This is a genomic window from Microbacterium sp. 22296 (genome assembly GCF_052045385.1).
Classification (GTDB): Bacteria; Actinomycetota; Actinomycetes; order Actinomycetales; family Microbacteriaceae; genus Microbacterium.
Genome location: NZ_JBQEOS010000002.1, coordinates 404541 through 425739, shown reverse-complemented (window position 1 = coordinate 425739; position 21199 = coordinate 404541). Strand labels below are relative to the sequence as shown.

The following is a 21199-nucleotide window of genomic DNA, read 5'->3' as shown; positions in this document are numbered from 1 at the left end:
CGCGGTGCGTTCCGGATGCCGCCGTCGTCACGGCCGTGTCCGATTTCCGCCAGCCGATGTCGGAGGTCGGTGGCAGGGTGGATGCCATGACCCCCACCACCGTCGATGCTTCCGGCTTCACCGAGCGTTACCGCGTCATCCAGTCGCGCGATCGTCGCTTCGACGGACAATTCGTCACCGCGGTGCGCACGACGGGCATCTACTGCCGCCCGAGCTGTCCCGCGCGCACCCCGAAGGAGCAGAACGTCACCTTCTTCGCGACCTCGGCCGCCGCGCACGAGGCCGGGTACCGGGCGTGCAAGCGGTGCCTGCCCGAGGCCGCGCCGGGCTCGCCGCTGTGGGACGTCCGCGGAGATGTCGTGGCGCGCGCCATGCGACTCATCGCCGACGGCGTCGTCGACCGCGAGGGCGTGCCCGGGCTCGCCGGCCGGCTGGGCTATTCGACCCGGCATCTCACCCGACTGCTGCAGGCCGAGCTCGGCGCCGGGCCCCTCGCGCTCGCCCGCGCCCATCGCGCGCACACCGCGCGGGCCCTGCTGGTGGGCACAGACCTGTCGTCGGCCGACGTGGCCTTCTCAGCGGGATTCTCGAGCGTGCGGCAGTTCACCGACACCATCGGAGAGGTGTTCGGGATGCCGCCGCGCGACCTGCGCGCGCGACGCTCCCACGCATCGGGGGTCGAGGCCTCGGCGGGCGAGATCGACCTGGCGCTACCCGTCCGCGGGCCCATCGACACGGTCGGTCTCTTCGGCTGGATGCGGGCGCACGCCGTCCCGGGCGTCGAGGTGGGCGGTGACCGCTCCTTCGCGCGCGTCGTGCGTCTGCCGGGTGGTCCGGCGTGGTTCGAGGTGCGTCTCGCCGATGACGGGCGCCTGCGTCTGCGGGCACGGTTGTCGGCCCTCGCCGACCTCGGCACCCTCATCGCGCGGGTGCGGCGCCTGTTCGATCTCGACGCCGACCCGCTGGCGGTCGACGAGGCGCTCTCACAGCATCCGGAACTGGCCCCTGCCGTCGCGGCCATTCCGGGGGTGCGGGTTCCGGGCGCGATCGACGCCGGCGAGATGCTGCTGCGGGCCATGATCGGTCAGCAGATCAGCGTGGCCTCCGCCCGCACGATGCAGGGACGCCTGACGACCGAACTCGGAGAGCCCGTATCGGTGGGGCCCGAGCCGATGACACTGTTCCCCGAGCCGGCCGTCATCGCCGAGCGCGGGCTGGAGGTGCTCCGCGGACCAGCGGCGCGGATGCGCGCGATCGTCGAGGCGGCGGGCGCCCTCGCCGATGGTCGCCTCCGCCTCAGCCCGGGCGACGACGGGGCCGAACAGCGCGAGCGGCTGCTCGCGATGCGCGGGATCGGTCCGTGGACCGCCGATTACGTTCGCATGCGTGTCCTCGGCGATCCCGACGTCCTGCTTCCCGGCGATGTCGCGGCGCGCGCGGGTGCCGCCGCGCTCGGGCTGCCGTCCGACCCGCGGGGCTTCGCGGCGTGGTCCGAGCGCCTCGCCCCGTGGCGCAGTTACGCCATGGCGCACTACTGGTACGCCGCCCCGGTCACGCAGGCGTGGCGTGCGCCGGCTGAGACAGCGGCCGTGGCCGATGTGCCGCGACCGCGCCGGGCGCCCCGCGGCGGGCGCGCCGACATCGTGGTCACCGGCCTCGCCGTCGAGATCCCCGCCGATTCCCCGGCATCCCGTCCCGAGACAGAGAGCGAGACCCCCGCATGACCGCCGCCATCCTCCAGTTCGTCGACACCCCCGACGGCCCGTTCGCCATCCTCACCGACGACGCCGATCGCGTCATCGTGTCGGGGTGGACCGCCGAGATCGACGCCGTTCTCGCCCGGCTGCGCCCCGCTCAGCGACCGGCCGAGATCGTCGTGGGCGAGACGTCGGCCGCAGACGCCGTGCACGCCTACTACGGCGGCGACCTCGCGGCGATCGACGAGGTCGCCGTGGCTCAGCGGGGGACGACGATGCAACTCGCGGGGTGGAGGGCGTTGCGTGAGATCGCGCCGGGTGCTCCGTTGACATACACCGGGTTCGCCACGGCACTGGGCTCGCCGACGGCCGTGCGTGCCGCGGCATCCGTGTGTGCGCGCAACGCCGTCGCGCTCTTCGTGCCCTGTCACCGCGTACTGCGCGCAGACGGCAGCATGGGCGGTTTCGCGTGGGGCACGAGCGTGAAAGAGAGCCTGCTCTCCCGGGAGCGAGCGGCGTGAGGCCGCGGGCACATGTCCGCGACTCCGGGAGTCGGCGGCTGAGCGCCCGTCGCGTGTCGGGATCGAGACCGGGCTGTACCGCGGGGCGGCGAAGACGCTCTTGCCCCCAGCGATCTCTCAGGGATACTCTGGAGGGCTGACGTCCCCCCGGCGGCAGCTCCACATGATGAAGGAGGATGCCATGTACCGAATCGACGCCCCCGTCGTCCCGGTCGCCGCGCCCTCCGTTGCTGCGCGTCCCGGCCGACGCCACTAGGGCTTCCGCGTCGCGCTCCGGCGCCCGGCGCACCGGCACCGCCCCGACCGACGATCTTCGTCGCGCCCCCGGCATCCCTTCCCGCGCCTCCACCTCGGCGCCCGCTTCGACCCCACGAGGATCATGACCACCGCTTCGCCGCCACCCCGCCTGTCGACACCGCGCGCTCTCGCACGCTTGCTCCCCATCGCGCGTCCCGTGCTGCCCCGCCTCATCGCCGGCGCCGTCACCGCGCTCGTCGCGAGTCTTCTCGCGCTCGCCATCCCGCTCGTGCTCGAGCAGATCGTCGCCGGCCCGATCGCCTCGCTCGATCCGGGCGCCCTGGTGTGGGGGTCGCTCGCCGTGCTCGGGCTCGGCCTTGCCGAAGCCGCGATGGTGTGGCTGCGCCGCTGGTTCGTGCTCGCGCCCGCCACCAAGGTCGAATACGACCTTCGTCAGTCGTTCTACTCGCGCCTGCAGCGGCTTCCGGTCGCCTTCCACGATCGGTGGCAGTCGGGGCAGTTGCTGTCGCGCATGATGCAGGACATCAGCATGCTCCGCCGCTGGCTCGCCTTCGGGGTCATCCTGCTCGTGGTCAACATGCTCACGATCATGATCGGCGCGGTGCTGCTCTTCCGCTGGCACTGGCTGCTGGGCGCGCTGTTCCTGGTCACCTCGGCCCCGGTCATCTACGTCGGATTCCGATTCGAGAAGCGCTACGGCGCGCTCACCCGCCAGAGCCAGGACCAGGCGGGCGACCTCGCCACCTCGGTCGAAGAGAGTGTTCACGGCATCCGTGTGCTCAAGGCCTTCGGCCGTGGCAAGCACGCGCTGCAGAAGTTCACCCGCCAGGCGGAGTCGCTGCGCGAGACCGAGATCGACAAGGCCCGTGCGGTCGGCTGGATCTGGTTCTGGCTCGTGCTGCTGCCCGACATCGCCTTCGCCGTGTGCCTCGGAGCGGGCATCGTGCTGACCCAGTTGGGCCAGCTGCAGGTCGCCGAGCTGGTGGCGTTCTTCGCCATGGCCACGGTGCTGCGGTGGCCGATGGAGTCGATCGGCTTCCTGTTCTCGTTCCTGCTCGACGCGCGCACCGCGACCGACCGCATCTTCGAGGTGTTCGACGAGCAGAACACCATCGTCGACCCCGAGACCCCGCGCACGCTCGCGGAGCCGCGAGGGGAGCTCACCTTCGAGGGGGCGCACTTCCGGTACCAGGATGCCGCGGACACCGAGCGCGACCTGCTCGACGGCGTCGACCTGGTGCTGCGTCCGGGCGAGACGATGGCCCTCGTGGGGCTCACCGGCTCCGGCAAGACGACGCTCACGACCCTGCCCGGTCGCCTCTACGACGTCACGGGTGGCCGCGTGCTGATCGACGGCGTCGACGTGCGCGACCTCACGCTCGCCGAGCTCCGCCGTCACGTCGGGATGGCGTTCGAGGACGCGACCCTCTTCTCGCAGACGGTGCGCGACAACGTGCTCCTGGGCCGCGAGGACCTCGTGCCCGGGTCGCCCGAGTCGGAAGGGATCCTGCGCGAAGCGCTGCAGGTCGCCCAGGCGCACTTCGTCTACGACCTGCCCGACGGACTCGACACCGTCATCGGCGAAGAGGGCCTGAGCCTGTCGGGCGGCCAGCGCCAGCGCCTCGCCCTCGCCCGCGCCGTCGCCGCGAGACCGGCCGTGCTCGTGCTCGACGACCCGCTGTCTGCGCTCGACGTCGACACCGAGGCCCTGGTCGAAGACGCTCTGCGCGAGGTGCTGAGCGAGACCACCGCCCTCGTCGTCGCGCACCGGCCGTCGACGGTCACCCTGGCCGACCGCGTCGCCCTGCTCGAAGACGGACGCATCACCGCGGTCGGCACGCACTCCGACCTGCTGCGCGAGAGCGATCACTACCGATACGTCATCTCGAGCCTCGAGGAGGCCGAGCGCGAAGCCCGCACGGGAGCCATCCCCGTGATCCCCGATGGCGCCCGCACCGAGAAGGAGGCGACCCGATGACCACCGCGACCGTCTCCGGAACCAGCGGCGAAGACCGCTCCGACTACACCCGTGTCGAGAGCCGGGCGATCCGTCAGCGTTCGCTGCGCCTGCTGGGCACACTCGTGTCACCGCTGCGCATGCAGCTCGTGCTCGCCGCGGTCGTGCTGGTGGTGTCGACGGCGCTCCGCGTCGCCGGCCCCGCGCTCATCGCCTTCGGCATCGACAACGCCCTGCCCGCCGTCATCGAGCGCAGCGACTGGATGCCGACGATCGGCGTCGTCGGCATCTACCTGCTCGCCGGCATCGGCGGAGCCGTGCTCATCGGGTGGTACGTCGTCGTCGCCGCCCGGCTGACGCAGGCGGTGATGCTCGACCTGCGCAAACGCATCTTCCTGCACACGCAGAAGCTCAGCCTCGAGTTCCACGAGTCGTACACCTCGGGCCGCATCATCTCTCGTCAGACGAGCGACCTCGACACCATCCGCGAACTGCTCGACGGCGGTCTGAACGAGCTGGTCTCGGGCGTGCTCTACGGTGTGTTCACCCTCGTCGCGCTGTTCCTCATCGATTGGCAGTCGGGGCTGATCCTCACCGTCATGGGCATCCCGATGTACCTGCTCATGCGATGGTTCTACATGCGGTCGCAGGTGATCTACCGGGAGTCCCGCGTGATCAGTGCGCAGGTCATCGTGAAGTTCGTCGAGACGATGACGGGTATCCGCGCGGTGAAGGCGTTCCGCAAAGAACCGCGCAACGACGACGACTTCGGCACGCTCGCCGCCGACTACCGCGACGTCAACATGCGCTCGATCAAGCTCTTCGGAACGTTCGAGCCCGGCATCATGGCCGTCGCCGCCGTCTCGGTCGCCATCGTGCTGCTGTGGGGCGGTGGGCGGGTGATCGCGGGTCCGCTCGAGATCGGTGTGCTCACCGCGGCAGTGCTCTATGTGCGCAACTTCTTCTCACCGCTGCAGGAGGTGGCGTTCTTCCTGAACTCCTACCAATCGGCCACGGCCGCCCTCGAGAAGGTGTCCGGCGTCCTCGAAGAGGAGCCGACCGTTCCCGACCCCCGCGACCCGGTCGACCTCTGGACGGCCAAGGGGCACGTGCGCTTCGACGAGGTCACCTTCGGCTACTCCGACGACCGCGTCATCCTTCCGCACTTCTCCCTCGACATCCCCGCCGGGCAGACGATCGCGCTCGTGGGGACGACCGGCGCGGGCAAGTCGACCCTCGCCAAACTGGTGTCGCGGTTCTACGACCCGACCCGGGGCTCCGTGACCCTCGACGACGTCGATCTGCGCCGGTTGCACCCGAAGGACCTGCGCCGCGCCATCGTGATGGTCACGCAAGAGGCGTACCTGTTCAGCGGGACGGTCGCCGACAACATCGCCCTCGGCAAGCCCGACGCCTCGATGGACGAGATCCGCGCGGCCGCTCGGGCCGTGGGCGCCGATGGCTTCATCCAGAAGCTGCCCGACGGCTACGACACGGATGTGAACAAGCGGGGTGGCCGCGTCTCGGCGGGTCAGCGCCAGCTGATCTCGTTCGCGCGGGCGTTCCTCGCCGACCCGGCGGTGCTGATCCTCGACGAGGCGACGGCGTCGCTCGACATTCCGAGCGAACGTCTCATTCAGAACGCCCTGCAGACGCTGCTGGCGGACCGCACCGCGATCATCATCGCCCACCGCCTGTCGACGGTGGCGATCGCCGACCGGGTCCTCGTGATGGAGCACGGCCGCATCATCGAGGACGACAGCCCTGCGGCCCTGATCGCGGGCACGGGCAAGTTCGCCCAACTCCACGCCGCCTGGCGGGAGTCGCTCGTCTGATCGCAACCCCGGATGCCACGCCCCCGCGCCGCGCGGGGTGCGTGGCATCCGTCGTCTCGCCCGTGCGATTGTTCTGGCACCCATTCCCGCACGTTCGCGCGATCCTCGCAGCTTTCCGGGGAGATTCTGCGAGATCCGCGTCACATTGCGAGGATCAGGGGCGCCTCTCGGGCCGACCGCGGCGGGCCGACCGCGCGTCGAGCACACCGCGAGAGATGGACGTGATCGCGGCGCCGAAGAAGATGACGGTGGAGGCCATGTCCCACCACTCCGGATCGGGGCCGAGCTGCGCGAGCGCGTACGCCGCGAGGGCGATCCCGAACGGAATGGAGAACCAAGGTCCTGTCATGTCCAACAACGTAGGCGAGCGCGCTCCGCGTCGGTGGCGCGACCACCGACTTTCACCCGGCTCCGAAGAGCCGTTCGCCTCAGACGCGCACGCGCGCGATGATCTCGCCGTACTCGGTCTCGCCGACCGCCTCGAAGCCGACGCGCTCGAAGAACGCCTCGGGACCGCCGACGCCGGGCTCGTAGATGACGTCGACGTGGTCCATGCCGCGGCCGCGGGCTTCTTCGAGCACGGCGGCGAGGGCGTAGCTGCCGACACCGCGTCCCTGTTCGTCGGCGTCGACGTTGATACGCCACAGCACGGAGCGGAAGTGCTCCTCGTGCGCGTCGGGGTCGAAGTTCGCGCTGACGAAGCCGACGACCTCGTCGCCGTCGAGGACGACGCGTTGCCAGGAGGTCTGCGGATTGCTCACGGTGGCGGCGATGCCGTAGCTCACCGGGGCGAGGAACTGCTCCTGTCCGGGTTTGAGCGACAGGGTGTTCACCGCCACGATCGTGGCGGCGGACAGTTCGACGAGACGCAGGTCAGCCATGGGCCCAGGCTAGCGGCACGCCCCGCCAGTCCCAAGGTCGTAAGCCGTCGCATGTCGTCGGCGTCACCCGGGCGTCGATGACCCGCCGCCTCGCGTCCCTCGGCGACGAGCATCGACCGGCGGACGCGAGTGTCGAGGACGCGCGCGAAAACTATCTCGATATCAAGAGACTTTGCCGGCGTGCGATAGGCTGAAACGCAACCCTGGCCGCCTCTACGGAGAGATCTGACGTGCCCGATTCCACCATCATCTACACGTACACCGACGAGGCGCCGGCTCTTGCCACCGCGTCGTTCCTGCCGATCGTGCAGGCCGTCACGAAGCAGGCGGGAGTCGACGTCGAGACCCGCGACATCTCGCTCGCCGGCCGCGTTCTGGCGGCCTTCCCCGAGCGCCTCACCGCCGATCAGCAGGTCGGCGACGCGCTCGCAGAACTCGGGGGCCTCGCCACGCTCCCCGAGGCGAACATCATCAAGCTGCCGAACATCTCGGCATCCATCCCGCAGCTGAAGGCCGCGATCGAGGAGCTCCAGTCGCAGGGCTACGACATCCCCGATTACCCCGATGAGGCGTCGACCGACGCCGAGAAAGACGTGCGCGCTCGCTACGACCGCATCAAGGGCTCCGCGGTGAACCCCGTGCTGCGCGAGGGCAACAGCGACCGTCGCGCGCCGCTCGCGGTGAAGAACTACGCCAAGAAGCACCCGCACCGCAACAAGGCTTTCTCGGCGGGATCGAAGACGCGCGTGGCCACCCTCGGCCACGACGACTTCCGTTCCAACGAGAAGTCGGTCGTGATCGCCGCCGACGACGTGCTCTCCATCCAGCACGTCGCCGTCGACGGCGCCGTCACCACGCTGAAGCAGGGCCTGAAGGTGCTCCAGGACGAGATCGTGGATGCCACGTTCCTCTCGGCCGCGGCCCTCGACGCGTTCCTTTCCGACACGCTGGCCGAGGCGAAGTCCGACGACGTGCTCTACTCGGTGCACCTCAAGGCGACGATGATGAAGGTCAGCGACCCGATCATCTTCGGTCACGTCGTGAAAGCGTTCTTCGCCGACGTGTTCGACCGTCACGGCGATGCCCTCGCCGCCGCCGGCCTCACGCCCAACGACGGCCTCGGTTCGATCCTCGCGGGTCTTTCGAGCGTCGAGGGCGGCGACGCGATCGCCGCGGAGATCCGCGACGCCCTGGCATCCGGTCCCCGCCTGTCGTACGTCAACAGCGACAAGGGCATCACCAACCTGCACGTGCCCTCCGACGTGATCGTGGATGCGTCGATGCCCGCGCTCATCCGCAACGGCGGCAAGCTGTGGGGCGTCGACGGGGGAGAAGACGACACGCTCGCCGTCATCCCCGATTCGTCGTACGCCGGTGTGTACCAGGCGACCATCGACGACGTCATCGCGAACGGTCCGCTGGATCCCGCCACCATCGGCTCGGTGCCGAACGTCGGCCTCATGGCCCAGGCCGCCGAGGAGTACGGCAGCCACGACAAGACCTTCGAGATCCCCGCCGCCGGTCGCGTGCAGGTCGTCGCCTCGAACGGCGACGTGCTGCTCGAGCACGAGGTGAACGCGGGCGACATCTGGCGCGCGACCCAGACGAAGGACGTCGCCGTGCGCGACTGGGTGAAGCTCGCCGTCACGCGCGCCCGCGCGGCCGGTGTGCCCGCGGTGTTCTGGCTCGACGAGAGCCGCGCGCACGACCGCAACCTCATCGCGAAGGTCACCGAGTACCTCGCCGACCACGACACCGAGGGCCTCACGATCGAGATCCTCGCCCCGGCGGACGCGACGAAGTACTCGCTCGAGCGCATCCGTCGCGGCGAAGACACCATCTCGGTCACCGGCAACGTGTTGCGCGACTACCTCACCGACCTGTTCCCGATCCTCGAGGTGGGTACGAGCGCCAAGATGCTCTCGATCGTCCCGCTGCTCGCGGGTGGCGGCCTCTTCGAGACCGGTGCCGGCGGCTCGGCTCCCAAGCACGTGCAGCAGCTCGTCGAGGAGGACTACCTCCGCTGGGACTCTCTGGGTGAGTTCTTCGCGCTCGCCGCCTCGCTCGAGCACCTCGCCGACACCACCGGCAACGACCGCGCCCGCGTCCTCGCGCAGACGCTCGATGCCGCGACCGGCACGTTCCTCGAGAACGACAAGTCGCCCGGCCGTGCCCTCGGCACGATCGACAACCGCGGCAGCCACTTCTACCTCGCCCTGTACTGGGCGCAGGAGCTGGCGCAGCAGTCGACGGATGCCGATCTCGCCGCCGTCTTCGGCCCGGTCGCCGAGAAGCTGGCTTCGGAGGAGCAGACGATCGTCTCCGAGCTCAACGCGGTCCAGGGCCGGCACGCCGAGATCGGCGGCTACTACCGGCCCGACACCGCGCTGGTGGAGAAGGTCATGCGCCCCTCTGCCACGCTGAACGCGGTGGTCGACGGACTGCGCTGAGTCGCTGACACCCTGACCCGAGAGGGGCGGATGCCGCACGGCATCCGCCCCTCTCTCGTCTTCGGCCTCGAGACGGGCTGGAGCGGGATGCATCGGTGTCCCCGCGGGTGCTCGCGCGAGATCGCGACGCCGCTCAGGCACTGCCCGCCGACACAACGCAGGAGTCAAACACGAGCCGGCACGGCGAAGCAAAGCTCAGCGAGGCGGCGGGAGCGGATTCCCTGCGTTGCGTCTCGAGGCGGAAACCACCACGTGTCCCGCGAAAGAGAACGCGGGCGCGACGCGGACGTGATCGACGCAATGCGGACGGTGCCGCGACCTTCGTCGCCGGCGACGAAGAAGGGGCGGATGCCGATCGGCATCCGCCCCTTCTTCTGGTCAGGGCTCAGTAGTGGACCGAGACCTCGGTGCCCTTGTACGCCCAGTCGTAGAGCTCCTTGGCGTTGTTGACCGTGAGGTTGATGCAGCCGTGACTCATCGGTGTGCCGAAGTTGTTGTGCCAATAGGTCCCGTGGAAGCCCTCATCGCCGTTGAAGTACGCGACCCACGGAACGTCTTTGGTGCAGTAGTCGTAGCCGTCGACGCATCCCATGTCTTGCATCGTCGTCTTCCAGCCGATTCGGAATTCGCCGGTGTGGGTCTCCCAGCCACTCTTGCCCGACGACATCGACCAGTTGCGGTAGACCTGGCCGTTCTCGTACAGGGTGACCGACTGTGCGCTGAGGTTGACCTCGATGCGACGCTCGGTCTTCGTGGTGTCGAAGGGCGTTTCGGCGACGGTGAGGGCGAAGCGCGCGTCGCCATCCGCGAGCTGCGACGCGAACGCCGCGGCGATGCCGCTCGTGTCGCCGAGCGACCGGCCGGTCTGGCCCTCGGTGAGGGCCTTGATCACCTCGCCACCGCTGTCGACGATGACGTCGGCGTTGACGGCGGCGCGGTCGACGCTGCCGGCGAGACCCGTGACGGCGTTCTGGATGGCGGCTTCATCAGCCGAGATGGCGAACTCGCCCGTGCCGTCGGGGGTGACGGTGATCCAGGATGCCGCGGTGGCACGATCGACGGGCACCGTGCGCTCGTCGCCGATGTAGAAGCCCGCGGAGTCGAGGATGCCGTTCAGCTTCGCCACCGCGGCGTCGGCTTCTTCGGTGGTGACGGGGGCGTCGACGGCGACCAGGCCCGCCTCGACCGTGGTCGAGGGAGTACCGGCGTCGAAGGCGGACTGCAGTGCGGAGGTGACGGTTGCGACATCGATCCCCTCGCCGGCCTCGGCGGGCGTGGTCACGTAGGTCTCGGAGCCGGCGTCGTACGCGACCGAGGCGTCGACCGGCGCGCGGAACGCTCCGGGGGCGCGGTCGCGCAGAGCGGCCGCGGCGGCGGCGGCGTCGACCGAGACCGCCACGCCCGTGCCCTGCGGGAACCACGATGCGGGCTTCCACATGGGATTGTCGGTGAAGGCCTTGTCCGCGAGGGCTGCGGCGTCGACAGTCGCACCGAGGTCGGCGCCGGTGACGGTCACCTCTCCGGCGGGGCTCTCGACGGTGATCGTCGTCTGCGCCAGGCGGGTCTCGATGGCCTGGGCCGCGGCCCCCGCGGTCAGACCGCCGATCTGCACACCGGCGACGGACGCGCCGGGGGCGATCAGCACCAGCGACGCCGCGATGAGGGCCACGGCCGTGGCGCCGGCGGGGATGCCGATCCACAGGCCGGAGCGGTTCTTGCGCGCCTTGGGCTCGGCCGGAGCCCAGGCGTAGGTGGCGCCGTCGGTGCCGTCGGTCATTGGTCGAACCCCCCACAAGTCAGTCTTCCCATGCTATGGGAGAGCACTGCGCGTTCGCCGGGAGCCACGTCACGTTCTCATCACGCCGATGCGGCGGCGGCCGTCAGGGCGCGAAGACCTTGCCGGGGTTCAGGATGCCGAGCGGATCGAACACCCGCGCGATGTCCCGTTGGAGCCGCCACTGGTCGTCGCCCAGCTCGTCGGCCAACCAGCGCCTCTTCAGCACCCCGATCCCGTGCTCGCCGGTGAGCGTGCCCCCCAGCGCGAGGGCCGCGCGGAAGAGCTCCTCGGCCGCCTCCCACACCACGGGCGGCACGTCGGGGCCCTCGAACACGAAGTTCGGGTGCAGATTGCCGTCGCCCGCGTGAGCGACGGCGGGGATGACGAGTCCGAACCGCCGCTCGATGCGCGCGATCTCGTCGAACATGTCGGGCAGCGCGCTGCGGGGAACGGAGACGTCTTCGATGAGGGTGGTGCCCAGCGTCTCCATCGCCGGGTGCATGGCGCGGCGGATCGCCAGCAGCGACTCGCCCTCCGCGGCGTCGGCGGCGACGGTCACGGTGCCCCCGACCGCGCGGAGGACGTCGGCAATCTCACGGGCCTCGGTGGCGGCGACGGGACCGTCGGTCTGCACCGTCAGCTGCGCCGCGCCCGGGGGAGGAGCCGGAAGCGACAGCAACCGGTGCACGGCCGCGAGGCTCGTGGCATCCATCAGCTCCATGATCGCGGGCTGCGCCCCGGATGCCGTGACCGCCGCCGAGGCGACCGCGGCGGCCCGGACGTCGTCGAAGAGCGCGGTCAGCGTGACGCGCTCGCCCTCGACGAGGCGGCGGAGCTTCAGGGTGGCACCCACCACTACGCCGAGCGTGCCCTCGGAGCCGATGACGAGCGAGGTGAGGTCGAGGCCGGTGACGCCCTTGACGCTGCGATGACCGAGGCGCAGGAGACGGCCGTCGGCGAGGACGAGGTCGACGCCCAGCACCGCATCGCGCACCACGCCGTACTTCGCGCAGAGCAGTCCACCGGCACCGGTGGCGATGTTGCCACCGACCGTCGAGATCGCGCGGCTGGCCGGGTCGGGCGCCCACCAGACGCCGTGCGGTTCGAGCAGCGCGTTCAGATCGGCGTTGAGGATGCCGGGTTCGACGACGGCCAGCAGATCGTCGGGGCGCACCTCGAGCACGCGGTCCATGGCCCGCACCGACAGGCTGATCTCGCCGCCGCCCGTGTTGGCTCCGCCGGCGAGCCCCGTCCCCGCCCCGCGCGGCACGACGGGGGTGCGGGTGGCGGTGGCGATGCGCATCACCGCCTGCACGTCGGCGACGGATGCCGCGTTCACCACCGCGAGTGGCAGTCCCTCCGCGGCATGGCCGGACTTGTCGGCTCGTGCCGCGTCGAGAGCCGCGGGGGAGGTGTCGACGCGCGCGCCGAGCTCCGCCCGCAGCAGCGCGAGAGCGCCTGCGCTCGCGCTCTGCGCGCGCGGGGACGGCGAGGGGCCCGCCGTCTCAGGGGTCACGCCAGGCGCCGGCGGCCGTTCAGAGCGCCGAAGGTGACGGCGACGATGGCGAAGCCGAGCCCGATCCAGGCCTGGCCCATGCTCCACCAGGCGATGGTGGCGGCGGCGTAGACGAAGAGTTCGACGATCGCGCGGATGAAGGGGTGCACCGCGAGAACGGCGCGGGGCGAGACGAACAGCGCCCACACCAGCACGGCCACGGCCGGTGCGCCGATGCCGGCGACGATGTTCCACGGCAGGGGCCATGCGGTGAAGCCCCAGATGGCGAGGGTGACGAACGCGAAGAGGCCGCAGACGACGCTGCCGATCTCGACCGCCGACGGCCGCGGGCGCATGCCGGGAGCGAGGGGCGCCTGGGCGCGGACGTTGCGGGAGTCGGTCACCCCGCCATTTTACGCGGGTGCGGGGCGTCGGCATCCGGAATGGCTCGGTGTCGAGCCGGTCGCGGCGCAACCGAGGTCCCCGGGGCTGTCGAAGGTCGCTGAGCCCGTCCAGGGTCCCTGAGCCTGTCGAGGGTCCCTGAGCTTGTGGAGGGTCCCTGAGCTTGTGGAGGGTCCTTGTGCTTGTGGAGGGTCCTTGAGCTTGTGGAGGGTCCTTGTGCTTGTGGAGGGTCCTTGAGCTTGTCGAGGGTCCTTGAGCTTGTGGAGGGTCCCTGAGCTTGTCGAGGGTCCTTGTGCTCGTCGAGGGTCCCTGAGCTTGTCGAAGGGACCGGACCCGCGCGGACCCCGGCGGCTTCGACGACTGCAGCCGTCTCCGCTTCGCGCGGCACCTGTGGAGGAACGGTGGATGCCGAGACACGCGGGGCCGGGCGGGGTTTACACGCTAAAGTGGCAGCGTCGCGACTGGCGTTGAGGTGGGACACCACCGGGGAGCGACCGCTTGACGGTATTCGACCGTACGCCTGGGTCGATGCGGTATCTCCGCGGATTCGCCGAGTCCGTGGCATCCCGAACCATCGTCAAGGAGATCGCATGACCGATCCGTACTTCAACGCCCCCCTCTCCGAGGTCGACCCCGAGATCGCCGACGTTCTGCAGCGCGAGCTCGACCGCCAGCGCGGCTTCCTCGAGATGATCGCGTCCGAGAACTTCGTGCCCGTCTCCGTGCTGCAGTCGCAGGGCTCGGTGCTCACCAACAAGTACGCCGAGGGCTACCCGGGTCGTCGCTACTACGGCGGCTGCGAAGAGGTCGACGTGGCCGAAGCGCTCGCGATCGAGCGGGCCAAGACCCTGTTCGGTGCCGGGTACGCCAACGTCCAGCCGCACTCGGGCGCCTCGGCGAACGCGGCGGTGCTGCACGCGATCGCCCGCCCCGGCGACACGCTGCTCGGACTCGCCCTCGATCAGGGCGGTCACCTCACCCACGGCATGAAGATCAACTTCTCGGGCCGGCTCTACGACATCGTCGCGTACGGCGTCGATCCCGAGACCTCGATCATCGACATGGACGAGGTTCGTCGCCTCGCCCTCGAGCACAAGCCGAAGGTCATCATCGCCGGGTGGTCGGCCTACCCCCGCCAGCTCGACTTCGCCGCCTTCCGCGCGATCGCCGACGAGGTGGGCGCTCTGCTCTGGGTCGACATGGCGCATTTCGCCGGTCTCGTGGCCGCGGGCGTGCACCCCTCGCCGATCCCGCACGCGCACGTCGTTTCGACCACCGTGCACAAGACCATCGGCGGTCCCCGCTCGGGCCTCATCCTCACCAACGACGAAGCGCTCGCCAAGAAGATCAACACCGCGGTCTTCCCCGGCCAGCAGGGCGGCCCGCTCATGCACGTCATCGCCGCGAAGGCCACGGCGTTCAAGCTCGCGCTGACGCCGGAGTTCAAGGAACGCCAGGAGCGCACCCTGCGGGGCGCGTCGATCCTCGCCGACCGCCTCACGCAGGACGACGTCAAGAACGCCGGCATCGCCGTGCGCTCGGGCGGCACCGACGTGCACCTCGTGCTCGTCGACCTGCGCGAGGCCGAGATCGACGGCAAGCAGGCCGAAGACCTGCTGCACGAGATCCACATCACGGTCAACCGCAACGCGGTGCCGAACGACCCGCGCCCGCCGATGGTGACCTCGGGTCTGCGCATCGGCACCCCGGCCCTCGCGACCCGCGGCTTCGGCGACGCCGAGTTCACCGAGGTGGCCGACATCATCGCCCTCGCGCTGATCCCCGGCGCCGACGTCGAGGCCCTGCGCGCCCGCGTCGCGAAGCTGGCCGACGCCTTCCCGCTGTACCCCGACCTGCAGCAGTGAGCCCCGGCCGGGGCGGGGTCGCGGTTCTCTCGCGGCCTCGTCCCGGCATCCGGTGTCCGTCGGTCGCCGCCCCCTCATCGAGAAACGCGATCGGCAGGGAGAAACGACATGACGAGGCGTGTCCTCCCGGCGATAGCGTTTCTCGATGGGGGCACACGCGCGGGCGCCGGTCTGTCGGCCGTGCGCGTCGCGGCGGCATCCCGCAGCCGCGGCATCCGGGATCGGCCGCCGCACCGCGTGGCTTGCGGGAGCGGATGCCGCACCTCGCGATTCCGCGGCATCGCGCAGCCGCACCGCGTGGCTTGCGGGAGCGGATGCCGCACCTCGCGATTCCGCGGCATCGCGCAGCCGCGGCGTCCCGGACCGGCCGCCGCACCGCGTGGCATCCGGGAACCGCCCCACACACTCGCGAGAAACGCGATCAGCAAAGAGAAACGTCGTGACGAGGCGTTTCTCCCCGTCGATCGCGTTTCTCGGCACAGAACCCGCACGCACGCCACCCCCCCCACGACCCGCACAACACAGAACGAGGGATGCCATGACGGCGACGATTCTCGACGGTAAGGCCGCGTCTGCGGCGATCAAGGACGAACTGGCCGAGCGGGTCGCCGCTCTCCGCGAGCGTGGCATCGTGCCCGGGATCGCCACCGTGCTCGTGGGCGCCGATCCGGCGTCGCAGCTGTACGTGGGGATGAAGCACAAGCAGTCCGAGGCGATCGGCATGAACTCGATCCAGGTCGAGCTGCCCGCGGAGGCCACGCAGGAGGAGGTCGAGGCCGTCATCGACCGACTCAACGCCGACCCCGCGTGCCACGGCTACATCGTGCAGCTGCCGCTGCCGAAGCACATCGACACGGATCGGGTGCTCGAGCGCATCGATCCCGCGAAGGATGCCGACGGCTTGCACCCCACCAACCTCGGCCGTCTCGTGCTCAACGTCAACGCGCCCATCCTCACCCCGCTGCCCTGCACGCCGCGGGGGGTGATCGAGCTGCTGCTGCGCAACGACTACGACCTGAAGGGCAAGGAGGTCGTCGTCGTCGGGCGCGGCGTGACCATCGGCCGCTCGATCGGCCTGCTGCTGACCCGTCGCGAGATCAACGCCACCGTGACGCTCACGCACACCGGCACCGCCGACCTGTCGAAGCACCTCCGGGAGGCCGACGTGATCGTGGCCGCCGCGGGCGTGAAGCACATCGTCCGTGCGGAGGACGTCAAGCCGGGAGCCGCCGTGCTCGACGTGGGCGTCACCCGCGAGACCGACCCCGAGACCGGGAAGTCGCGCGTGCAGGGCGACGTGCACCCTGACGTGGCCGAGGTCGCCGGTTTCGTCTCGCCCAACCCGGGCGGGGTGGGCCCGATGACCGTGGCACTGCTCATGACGAATGTCGTCGAGGCGGCGGAGCGCGCGGCATCCGCCTGAGACACCCACCTCGAGCGCGGGCACTCCGTCGGCGCCACGCGAAGCGGCCGCGGTGGTGACACGCGCCCAGGGGGCCGCGACGGCATCGCGGCCAGGGGCGGCGGCACCGCGTCAGGGGGACAGGACGGCGCTGCGCCACCGCCGGAGGGTGAACCGCGCCATGCCGCCGACTGAACAGACGGATTCTCACGCGCAATGGGGGAGGCGTCCACCCTCCCGACGTGGCAAGGTTTTCTCATGACTGAGTCTGTGCTGAACGACCTCCTCCGCCGCGTCACCGAGAGCGGCCTTCTCGACGATGCCCAGATCGACGAAGACAGCGTCATCGGTGCGGCGCACCTGGAGGCTGCGGGTGTCGAGGTCGAGGTCGACCTCGACCCCGAGATCGAGGACGAGGACGCTCCCGACCTCGACGCCATCATGGCGGGGCTCAAGGACATCCTCACGGTGAGCGAGGACCGTTGGCGCGCGATCGTCGAAGAGGTCGCGAGCGACATCGAGGACGCCCTCGATGACGGCGAACTCGACGCCGACGTCGACCTGCGCACCGACCTCGAGGCGATCGGCGTGGGCGTGTTCGCCGACGCGATCATCGTGGTCTTCGCGGGCGAGACGTCGTTCCCCGACGCGCTCGTGCACGTGCAGCTGACGCCCGACCTCGAGGTCGAGGACATCGAGATCATCGGCGACGACGACGAGGACGACGACGAGGACTGACCCTCTCGATCGCCGAAAGGGGCCGAGCCGGAAGGCTCGGCCCCTTTCTTGTTGCGCGGGGACGTGACCGGGGGTCGGTCAGCCGGCGGCGGTCAGACGATGGCGGCGCGGAGGGCGGCCGCGGCCGCGCCCACGTCGGGGGCGCTGTAGATCGCACTGCCGGCGACGGCCACCTGCGCGCCGGCCTTCTGTACGTCGGCGATGCTGTCGGCGTTCACGCCGCCGGCGACCGAGAACGGAACGCCCGCGGCTTCACCGTCGCGCAGAAGGGTTCCGAACGTGAAGCCCTCCTCGGCCTGCTCGTCGAGGCCTGCGTGCATCTCGACGAACTCGGCGCCGAGGGCGACGACCTCCTTCGCGCGCGTCGGCTTGTCGGCGACGCCGATGAGGTCGACCACGATGCCCTTGCCGTGCTTCTTCGCGGCCGTGACGGCGCCGGTGATCGTGCTGTCACCGGCGGATCCGAGCACGGTGACGAGGTCGGCGCCGGCGCGGAAGGCCATGTCGGCTTCGAGCTCTCCGGCATCCATCGTCTTGAGGTCGGCGAAGACGATCTTGTCGGGGTGCGCCTGCTTGATCGCGGTGATCGCCGACACGCCCGCGCTCTTGATGAGCGGGGTCCCGAGCTCGAGGATGTCGACGTGCGGGGCCGCGGCGGCGGCGAGCTCCAGGGCGGCGTCGGTGGAGAGGGTGTCCATGGCGAATTGCAGTTTCATGCGGGTGTCCTTGCTTCTGGGGGAGGGGGAGGTCATTCGAGGTTCGCGTGGCGGGGCCAGAGGGCGTCGGCCGAGAGGTCGGAGCGCCGCCACAGCGCGTCGAACACCGCGTCGCCGACCAGGACGACACTCTGCTCGAACAGCCCGCCCGCGTACTGCGTCGAGGCCGTCGCCGAGCGATCGAGCTTGGCGGCGGCGGGAACGACGATGACGGCATCGGCCGCGTGCGCGAGAGGAGAATCCGGGGCCGTGGTGATCGCCACCACCCGGGCGCCGACCTCGACGGCGGTTTCCACGGCGCGGACGATGCCCGCCGTCGTGCCCGACCCGCTGGCTGCGAGCAGCACGTCTCCCGCGCTGATCGCGGGGGTCGTCGTCTCGCCCACGACGTGCACGTCGAAGCCCAGGTGCATGAGCCGCATGGCGGTCATGCGCAGGGCGAGTCCGGAACGACCCGCGCCGAGAACGAAGACGCGGTCGGCGGAGATGAGCGTTTCGAGCACGGCGTCGAGCTCGCCGGGACGGGCCGCGATGCGGTCGACGACGGCGGTCGTCTCAGCCGCGATCCGGACCAGGGAGGCCTCGACCGTGGCGGTCTCGTCGGGAGTCATGCGTCCATGCTGCGCCGTCGGATCGGTGGGGCGCGCCGGTCCACGGCAGGGGGTGGCCTACCCGATCGAGTAGGGGGTGGGCCTCGACTAGGGTGGCCGAATGGTCGAACCGATGGAGCTGTCGTCGCCCGCCTCGCGGGCGTTGGCGACCGAGCACGAACGCATCATGGCCGAGCAGGCCGATCGTCACGCCGTGACGCTCGAGTCGATCCTCGCGATCCTGCGCTCGCCTCGACGGGACGACCGCGCGGCGCGGACCCTCGCGACCGAGACCGCCGCCGCGGCGCTCGTCGTGCTGCGCACCGCGACGGATCGTCAACGCAGCAGTCTGCTCGAACCGGTGACCGGTGCCTTCGCGCGACTTCGCAGCGACCTGCGTCCGCTCGTGCGGCACAGCGATCTCGACGTGCAGTTCGTCGAGCCGCCGACGACGGGCAGAGCCCTTCCCGGAGAGGTGGCCCACGAAGCGCGCGCGATCGTGCGCAGCGCGGTGCTGGCCCTGCTCGATCGCGGCACGCCGCAGCGCGTGCGCATCCAGTGGGACTGCGACGGCCTGCATCTGCTGATCGGCATCCGTGACGACGGCGAGGGACGCCTCACCGCCCACGACGACTCCCTCCGCCCGATCGTCGAACGCGTCCGTGCGCTCAACGGGGCCTTCGAGGTGGCCTCCACGCCCGGCTGGGGGTCGGAGCTGTCGGTGTCTCTGCCGCTCGACCCGCCCCCGCGCCCCGAGTTCTTCGATGAGATGGTCGACATCAGTCCCCGGGAGCGGGAGGTGCTCAGCCTGATCGCCGAGGGATCGCGCAACCGCGGGATCGCCGAGAGACTCGGGATCAGCGAGAACACAGCCAAGTTCCACGTGTCGAATCTCCTGCGCAAAGCCGGTGTCACGACTCGCGCGGAGCTGGTGGCGCTGGGCACGTCGCGCTGAGGTTTCCGGGCTTCGGGAGCGCTGTCGCGCTCCTCGGCCCGCGCTGGGCGTCCGAGCCTCAGTAGCTCTCGCGCTCCTCGCCCCGGGCGCCCGCGTCGGTCGCCGCTGCGCGAGCGGTGACGAATCGCGCCGCGAGAGCTTCCGACGCGCGGGCCAACAGGGCGACGTCGGCACCCACGGCGACGAAGTCGGCCCCGGCATCGAGATAGGCCTCGGCCACCGCGGGATCGAACGCGTTCACGCCGACCGGGGTGCCGGCATCCCGGCACGCGGCGAAGACGGTGTGCACGGCCGCGACCACGTCGGGGTGCGACTGCTGTCCCAGGAGCCCCATGGATGCCGACAGGTCGCTGGGGCCGACGAAGACGGCATCCACTCCCTCGACGGCCGCGATCTCGGCGGCGTCCGCAACCCCGGCTGTCGTCTCGATCTGCACGGTCAGCGACACATGCTGGGCCGCGTCTGCGAGGTACTCGTCGACCCGGTTCCAGCGGGCACTGCGGGCGAGGGCGCTGCCGACCCCGCGCACGCCCTCCGGCGGATATCGCGTCGCGGCGACCGCGGCGCGAGCCTCGTCGGACGAGGAGACCATGGGCACGATGAGGTTCTGCGCACCGACGTCGAGGACGCGCTTGATCGTGACGGGGTCGTTCGCGGGGACGCGCACGACGGGGGTGACCGGATACGCCGCGGCCACCTGCAGCTGCACGAGCACGCTCTCGAGCGAGACGGCGGAGTGCTCCATGTCGATGAGCAGCCAGTCCAACCCCGACCCCGCGGCGATCTCGGCGACCACCGCGCTGCCCGAGCACACCCACATGCCCGCGAGCGGACGATCGGATGCCGCGAGGGCGGCGCGGAAGGTGGGGCTCAGACGAAGCGGCACGAGATCGTTCCCATCGGTCCGTAGTCGCACAGCACGTCGTCGCCCTGCGCCACCCACATCGGGCGTGTGAACGATCCTGCCAGGATGATCTCGCCCGCCTCCAGCCGCGCGCCGTGCTGGTGGAACTTGTTCGCCAGCCACGCGACGCCGGTGGCGGGGTGGCCGAGGACGCCCGCTGCGACGCCGGTCTCCTCGATCTCGCCGTTGCGGCTCAGCACGCCGGGCACCCACCGCAGGTCGATCTCGTCGGGGCGCTTGTGCACATCGCCGAGCACCATCGCGCCGTAGGCGGCGTTGTCGCTGATGGTGTCGACGATCGTGCGACCCTCGAGTTCGATATGGGAGTTGAGCACCTCGAGGGCGGGGACGGCGTAGTCGATCGCGGCGAGGGCGTCATCCAGCGTGCAATCGGGTCCCTCGAGCGGGGTCTTCAGCACGAAGGCCAGCTCGACCTCGATGCGCACGTTGGAGAACAGCGCGACGGGGATCTCATCTCCCGAGCGGTACACGGTGTCGTCGAACATGACGCCGTAGTCGGGCTCGGTGATGCCGGTGGCCTGCTGCATCGCCTTGGAGGTCAGGCCGATCTTGCGCCCCACGAGGGTGCGACCGGCGGCGAGCTGCGTATCGCGCCAGCGGCCCTGGATGCGGTACGAGTCGTCGACCGTGGCATCCGGATACCGCGCGGTGATGCGCGGGATGACCGCGTGCGCGCGGTCGGCCTCGGCGAGCTCGGCGGCGATGGCGTCGATCTGCTGTTCGGTGAGCATGTGT

At 70.5% G+C, this 21199-nt stretch carries 18 protein-coding genes and 1 riboswitch; of the genes, 9 read left to right on the top strand and 9 right to left on the bottom strand.

From position 1 onward, the window contains the following. Positions 1-86 precede the first annotated feature (86 nt). The 4 genes from ACTJJP_RS05520 to ACTJJP_RS05505 all read left to right on the top strand — a co-directional run bounded on the left by ACTJJP_RS05520 (position 87) and on the right by ACTJJP_RS05505 (position 6268). The gene (locus ACTJJP_RS05520) at positions 87-1724 is read left to right on the top strand and encodes an AlkA N-terminal domain-containing protein (protein ID WP_440774163.1); all 1638 of its coding nucleotides are present in this window, start codon (positions 87-89) and stop codon (positions 1722-1724) included. Beyond that, a complete protein-coding gene (locus ACTJJP_RS05515) occupies positions 1721-2218 on the top strand; it encodes a methylated-DNA--[protein]-cysteine S-methyltransferase (RefSeq protein ID WP_440774015.1) in 498 nt (165 codons plus the stop codon). The genes ACTJJP_RS05520 and ACTJJP_RS05515 overlap by 4 nt, the downstream gene beginning before the upstream one ends. A 379-nt stretch (positions 2219-2597) precedes the next feature. Then, on the top strand, positions 2598-4454 hold the full coding sequence (locus ACTJJP_RS05510) for an ABC transporter ATP-binding protein (RefSeq protein ID WP_440774014.1): 1857 nt from the start codon (positions 2598-2600) through the stop codon (positions 4452-4454). Beyond that, positions 4451-6268 carry an ABC transporter ATP-binding protein gene (locus tag ACTJJP_RS05505; protein WP_440774013.1) on the top strand — a complete coding sequence of 606 codons (1818 nt, stop codon included), beginning with the start codon at positions 4451-4453 and terminating at the stop codon, positions 6266-6268. Before ACTJJP_RS05510 ends, ACTJJP_RS05505 begins: the two co-directional genes overlap by 4 nt. 154 nt (positions 6269-6422) lie before the next feature. On the opposite strand, the gene ACTJJP_RS05500 is transcribed toward ACTJJP_RS05505, so the two are convergent. Then, a complete protein-coding gene (locus ACTJJP_RS05500; RefSeq protein WP_440774012.1) occupies positions 6423-6617 on the bottom strand; it encodes a hypothetical protein in 195 nt (64 codons plus the stop codon). Between the two features lie 79 nt (positions 6618-6696). Further along, positions 6697-7149, bottom strand: a complete 453-nt coding sequence (locus tag ACTJJP_RS05495) for a GNAT family N-acetyltransferase (protein ID WP_440774011.1) — start codon at positions 7147-7149, stop codon at positions 6697-6699. A 230-nt stretch (positions 7150-7379) separates the two neighbouring features. Between ACTJJP_RS05495 and ACTJJP_RS05490 the strand changes: the two genes are divergently transcribed. After that, positions 7380-9599, top strand: coding sequence for an NADP-dependent isocitrate dehydrogenase (locus ACTJJP_RS05490; protein ID WP_440774010.1), 2220 nt, complete (start codon positions 7380-7382; stop codon positions 9597-9599). Positions 9600-9984: 385 nt separating this feature from the next. Here the strand turns inward: ACTJJP_RS05490 and ACTJJP_RS05485 are convergent, their stop codons facing one another. From ACTJJP_RS05485 to ACTJJP_RS05475, 3 genes are all read right to left on the bottom strand, one after another. Next, positions 9985-11376: a L,D-transpeptidase family protein gene (locus tag ACTJJP_RS05485; protein WP_440774009.1), complete on the bottom strand. Its 1392-nt coding sequence runs from the start codon at positions 11374-11376 to the stop codon at positions 9985-9987. Between the two features lie 103 nt (positions 11377-11479). Further along, positions 11480-12823 (bottom strand): FAD-binding oxidoreductase, encoded by a 1344-nt coding sequence (locus tag ACTJJP_RS05480; RefSeq protein WP_440774162.1) that lies wholly within the window; start codon positions 12821-12823, stop codon positions 11480-11482. A gap of 65 nt (positions 12824-12888) precedes the next feature. Next, complete coding sequence (locus tag ACTJJP_RS05475; RefSeq protein WP_440774008.1) at positions 12889-13275, bottom strand: YrdB family protein; 387 nt, start codon at positions 13273-13275, stop codon at positions 12889-12891. A 445-nt stretch (positions 13276-13720) separates the two neighbouring features. Further along, a riboswitch (ZMP/ZTP riboswitch) is annotated at positions 13721-13806 on the top strand. A 57-nt stretch (positions 13807-13863) separates the two neighbouring features. On the opposite strand from ACTJJP_RS05475, the gene glyA reads away from it, so the two are divergent. The 3 genes from glyA to ACTJJP_RS05460 all read left to right on the top strand — a co-directional run bounded on the left by glyA (position 13864) and on the right by ACTJJP_RS05460 (position 17278). Beyond that, positions 13864-15138 (top strand): serine hydroxymethyltransferase, encoded by a 1275-nt coding sequence (gene glyA / locus ACTJJP_RS05470; RefSeq protein ID WP_440774007.1) that lies wholly within the window; start codon positions 13864-13866, stop codon positions 15136-15138. Between the two features lie 538 nt (positions 15139-15676). Next, entirely contained in the window at positions 15677-16561 is an 885-nt protein-coding gene (locus ACTJJP_RS05465; protein WP_440774006.1) for a bifunctional methylenetetrahydrofolate dehydrogenase/methenyltetrahydrofolate cyclohydrolase, read from the top strand. A gap of 237 nt (positions 16562-16798) precedes the next feature. After that, the gene (locus ACTJJP_RS05460) at positions 16799-17278 is read left to right on the top strand and encodes a cytochrome C5 (protein ID WP_440774005.1); all 480 of its coding nucleotides are present in this window, start codon (positions 16799-16801) and stop codon (positions 17276-17278) included. Positions 17279-17370: 92 nt separating this feature from the next. Here the strand turns inward: ACTJJP_RS05460 and hxlA are convergent, their stop codons facing one another. Both hxlA and hxlB read right to left on the bottom strand, forming a co-directional pair. Continuing rightward, positions 17371-17994 (bottom strand): 3-hexulose-6-phosphate synthase, encoded by a 624-nt coding sequence (hxlA, locus tag ACTJJP_RS05455; protein ID WP_440774004.1) that lies wholly within the window; start codon positions 17992-17994, stop codon positions 17371-17373. Positions 17995-18026: 32 nt separating this feature from the next. Further along, positions 18027-18605 (bottom strand): 6-phospho-3-hexuloisomerase, encoded by a 579-nt coding sequence (hxlB, locus tag ACTJJP_RS05450; RefSeq protein ID WP_440774003.1) that lies wholly within the window; start codon positions 18603-18605, stop codon positions 18027-18029. Between the two features lie 100 nt (positions 18606-18705). Here hxlB and ACTJJP_RS05445 point away from each other — a divergent pair, with 100 nt between their 5' ends. Continuing rightward, positions 18706-19539: a LuxR C-terminal-related transcriptional regulator gene (locus ACTJJP_RS05445; protein WP_440774002.1), complete on the top strand. Its 834-nt coding sequence runs from the start codon at positions 18706-18708 to the stop codon at positions 19537-19539. A 58-nt stretch (positions 19540-19597) separates the two neighbouring features. Here ACTJJP_RS05445 and ACTJJP_RS05440 read toward each other — a convergent pair whose 3' ends face one another. Both ACTJJP_RS05440 and ACTJJP_RS05435 read right to left on the bottom strand, forming a co-directional pair. After that, the gene (locus ACTJJP_RS05440; protein ID WP_440774001.1) at positions 19598-20425 is read right to left on the bottom strand and encodes an HpcH/HpaI aldolase family protein; all 828 of its coding nucleotides are present in this window, start codon (positions 20423-20425) and stop codon (positions 19598-19600) included. Beyond that, positions 20410-21195 (bottom strand): 2-keto-4-pentenoate hydratase, encoded by a 786-nt coding sequence (locus tag ACTJJP_RS05435; protein ID WP_440774000.1) that lies wholly within the window; start codon positions 21193-21195, stop codon positions 20410-20412. Before ACTJJP_RS05435 ends, ACTJJP_RS05440 begins: the two co-directional genes overlap by 16 nt. Between the last annotated feature and the right edge of the window lie 4 nt (positions 21196-21199).

Bases quoted from the DNA above. Each gene is read 5' to 3' on its own strand.
- glyA (WP_440774007.1), top strand. From the start codon at position 13,864: ATGACCGATCCGTACTTCAACGCCCCCCTCTCCGAGGTCGACCCCGAG.
- ACTJJP_RS05520 (WP_440774163.1), top strand. From the start codon at position 87: ATGACCCCCACCACCGTCGATGCTTCCGGCTTCACCGAGCGTTACCGC.
- ACTJJP_RS05460 (WP_440774005.1), top strand. From the start codon at position 16,799: ATGACTGAGTCTGTGCTGAACGACCTCCTCCGCCGCGTCACCGAGAGC.
- ACTJJP_RS05435 (WP_440774000.1), bottom strand. From the start codon at position 21,195: ATGCTCACCGAACAGCAGATCGACGCCATCGCCGCCGAGCTCGCCGAG.
- ACTJJP_RS05445 (WP_440774002.1), top strand. From the start codon at position 18,706: ATGGTCGAACCGATGGAGCTGTCGTCGCCCGCCTCGCGGGCGTTGGCG.
- ACTJJP_RS05495 (WP_440774011.1), bottom strand. From the start codon at position 7,149: ATGGCTGACCTGCGTCTCGTCGAACTGTCCGCCGCCACGATCGTGGCG.
- hxlA (WP_440774004.1), bottom strand. From the start codon at position 17,994: ATGAAACTGCAATTCGCCATGGACACCCTCTCCACCGACGCCGCCCTG.
- ACTJJP_RS05465 (WP_440774006.1), top strand. From the start codon at position 15,677: ATGACGGCGACGATTCTCGACGGTAAGGCCGCGTCTGCGGCGATCAAG.
- ACTJJP_RS05515 (WP_440774015.1), top strand. From the start codon at position 1,721: ATGACCGCCGCCATCCTCCAGTTCGTCGACACCCCCGACGGCCCGTTC.
- ACTJJP_RS05505 (WP_440774013.1), top strand. From the start codon at position 4,451: ATGACCACCGCGACCGTCTCCGGAACCAGCGGCGAAGACCGCTCCGAC.
- ACTJJP_RS05510 (WP_440774014.1), top strand. From the start codon at position 2,598: ATGACCACCGCTTCGCCGCCACCCCGCCTGTCGACACCGCGCGCTCTC.
- ACTJJP_RS05500 (WP_440774012.1), bottom strand. From the start codon at position 6,617: ATGACAGGACCTTGGTTCTCCATTCCGTTCGGGATCGCCCTCGCGGCG.
- ACTJJP_RS05485 (WP_440774009.1), bottom strand. From the start codon at position 11,376: ATGACCGACGGCACCGACGGCGCCACCTACGCCTGGGCTCCGGCCGAG.
- hxlB (WP_440774003.1), bottom strand. From the start codon at position 18,605: ATGACTCCCGACGAGACCGCCACGGTCGAGGCCTCCCTGGTCCGGATC.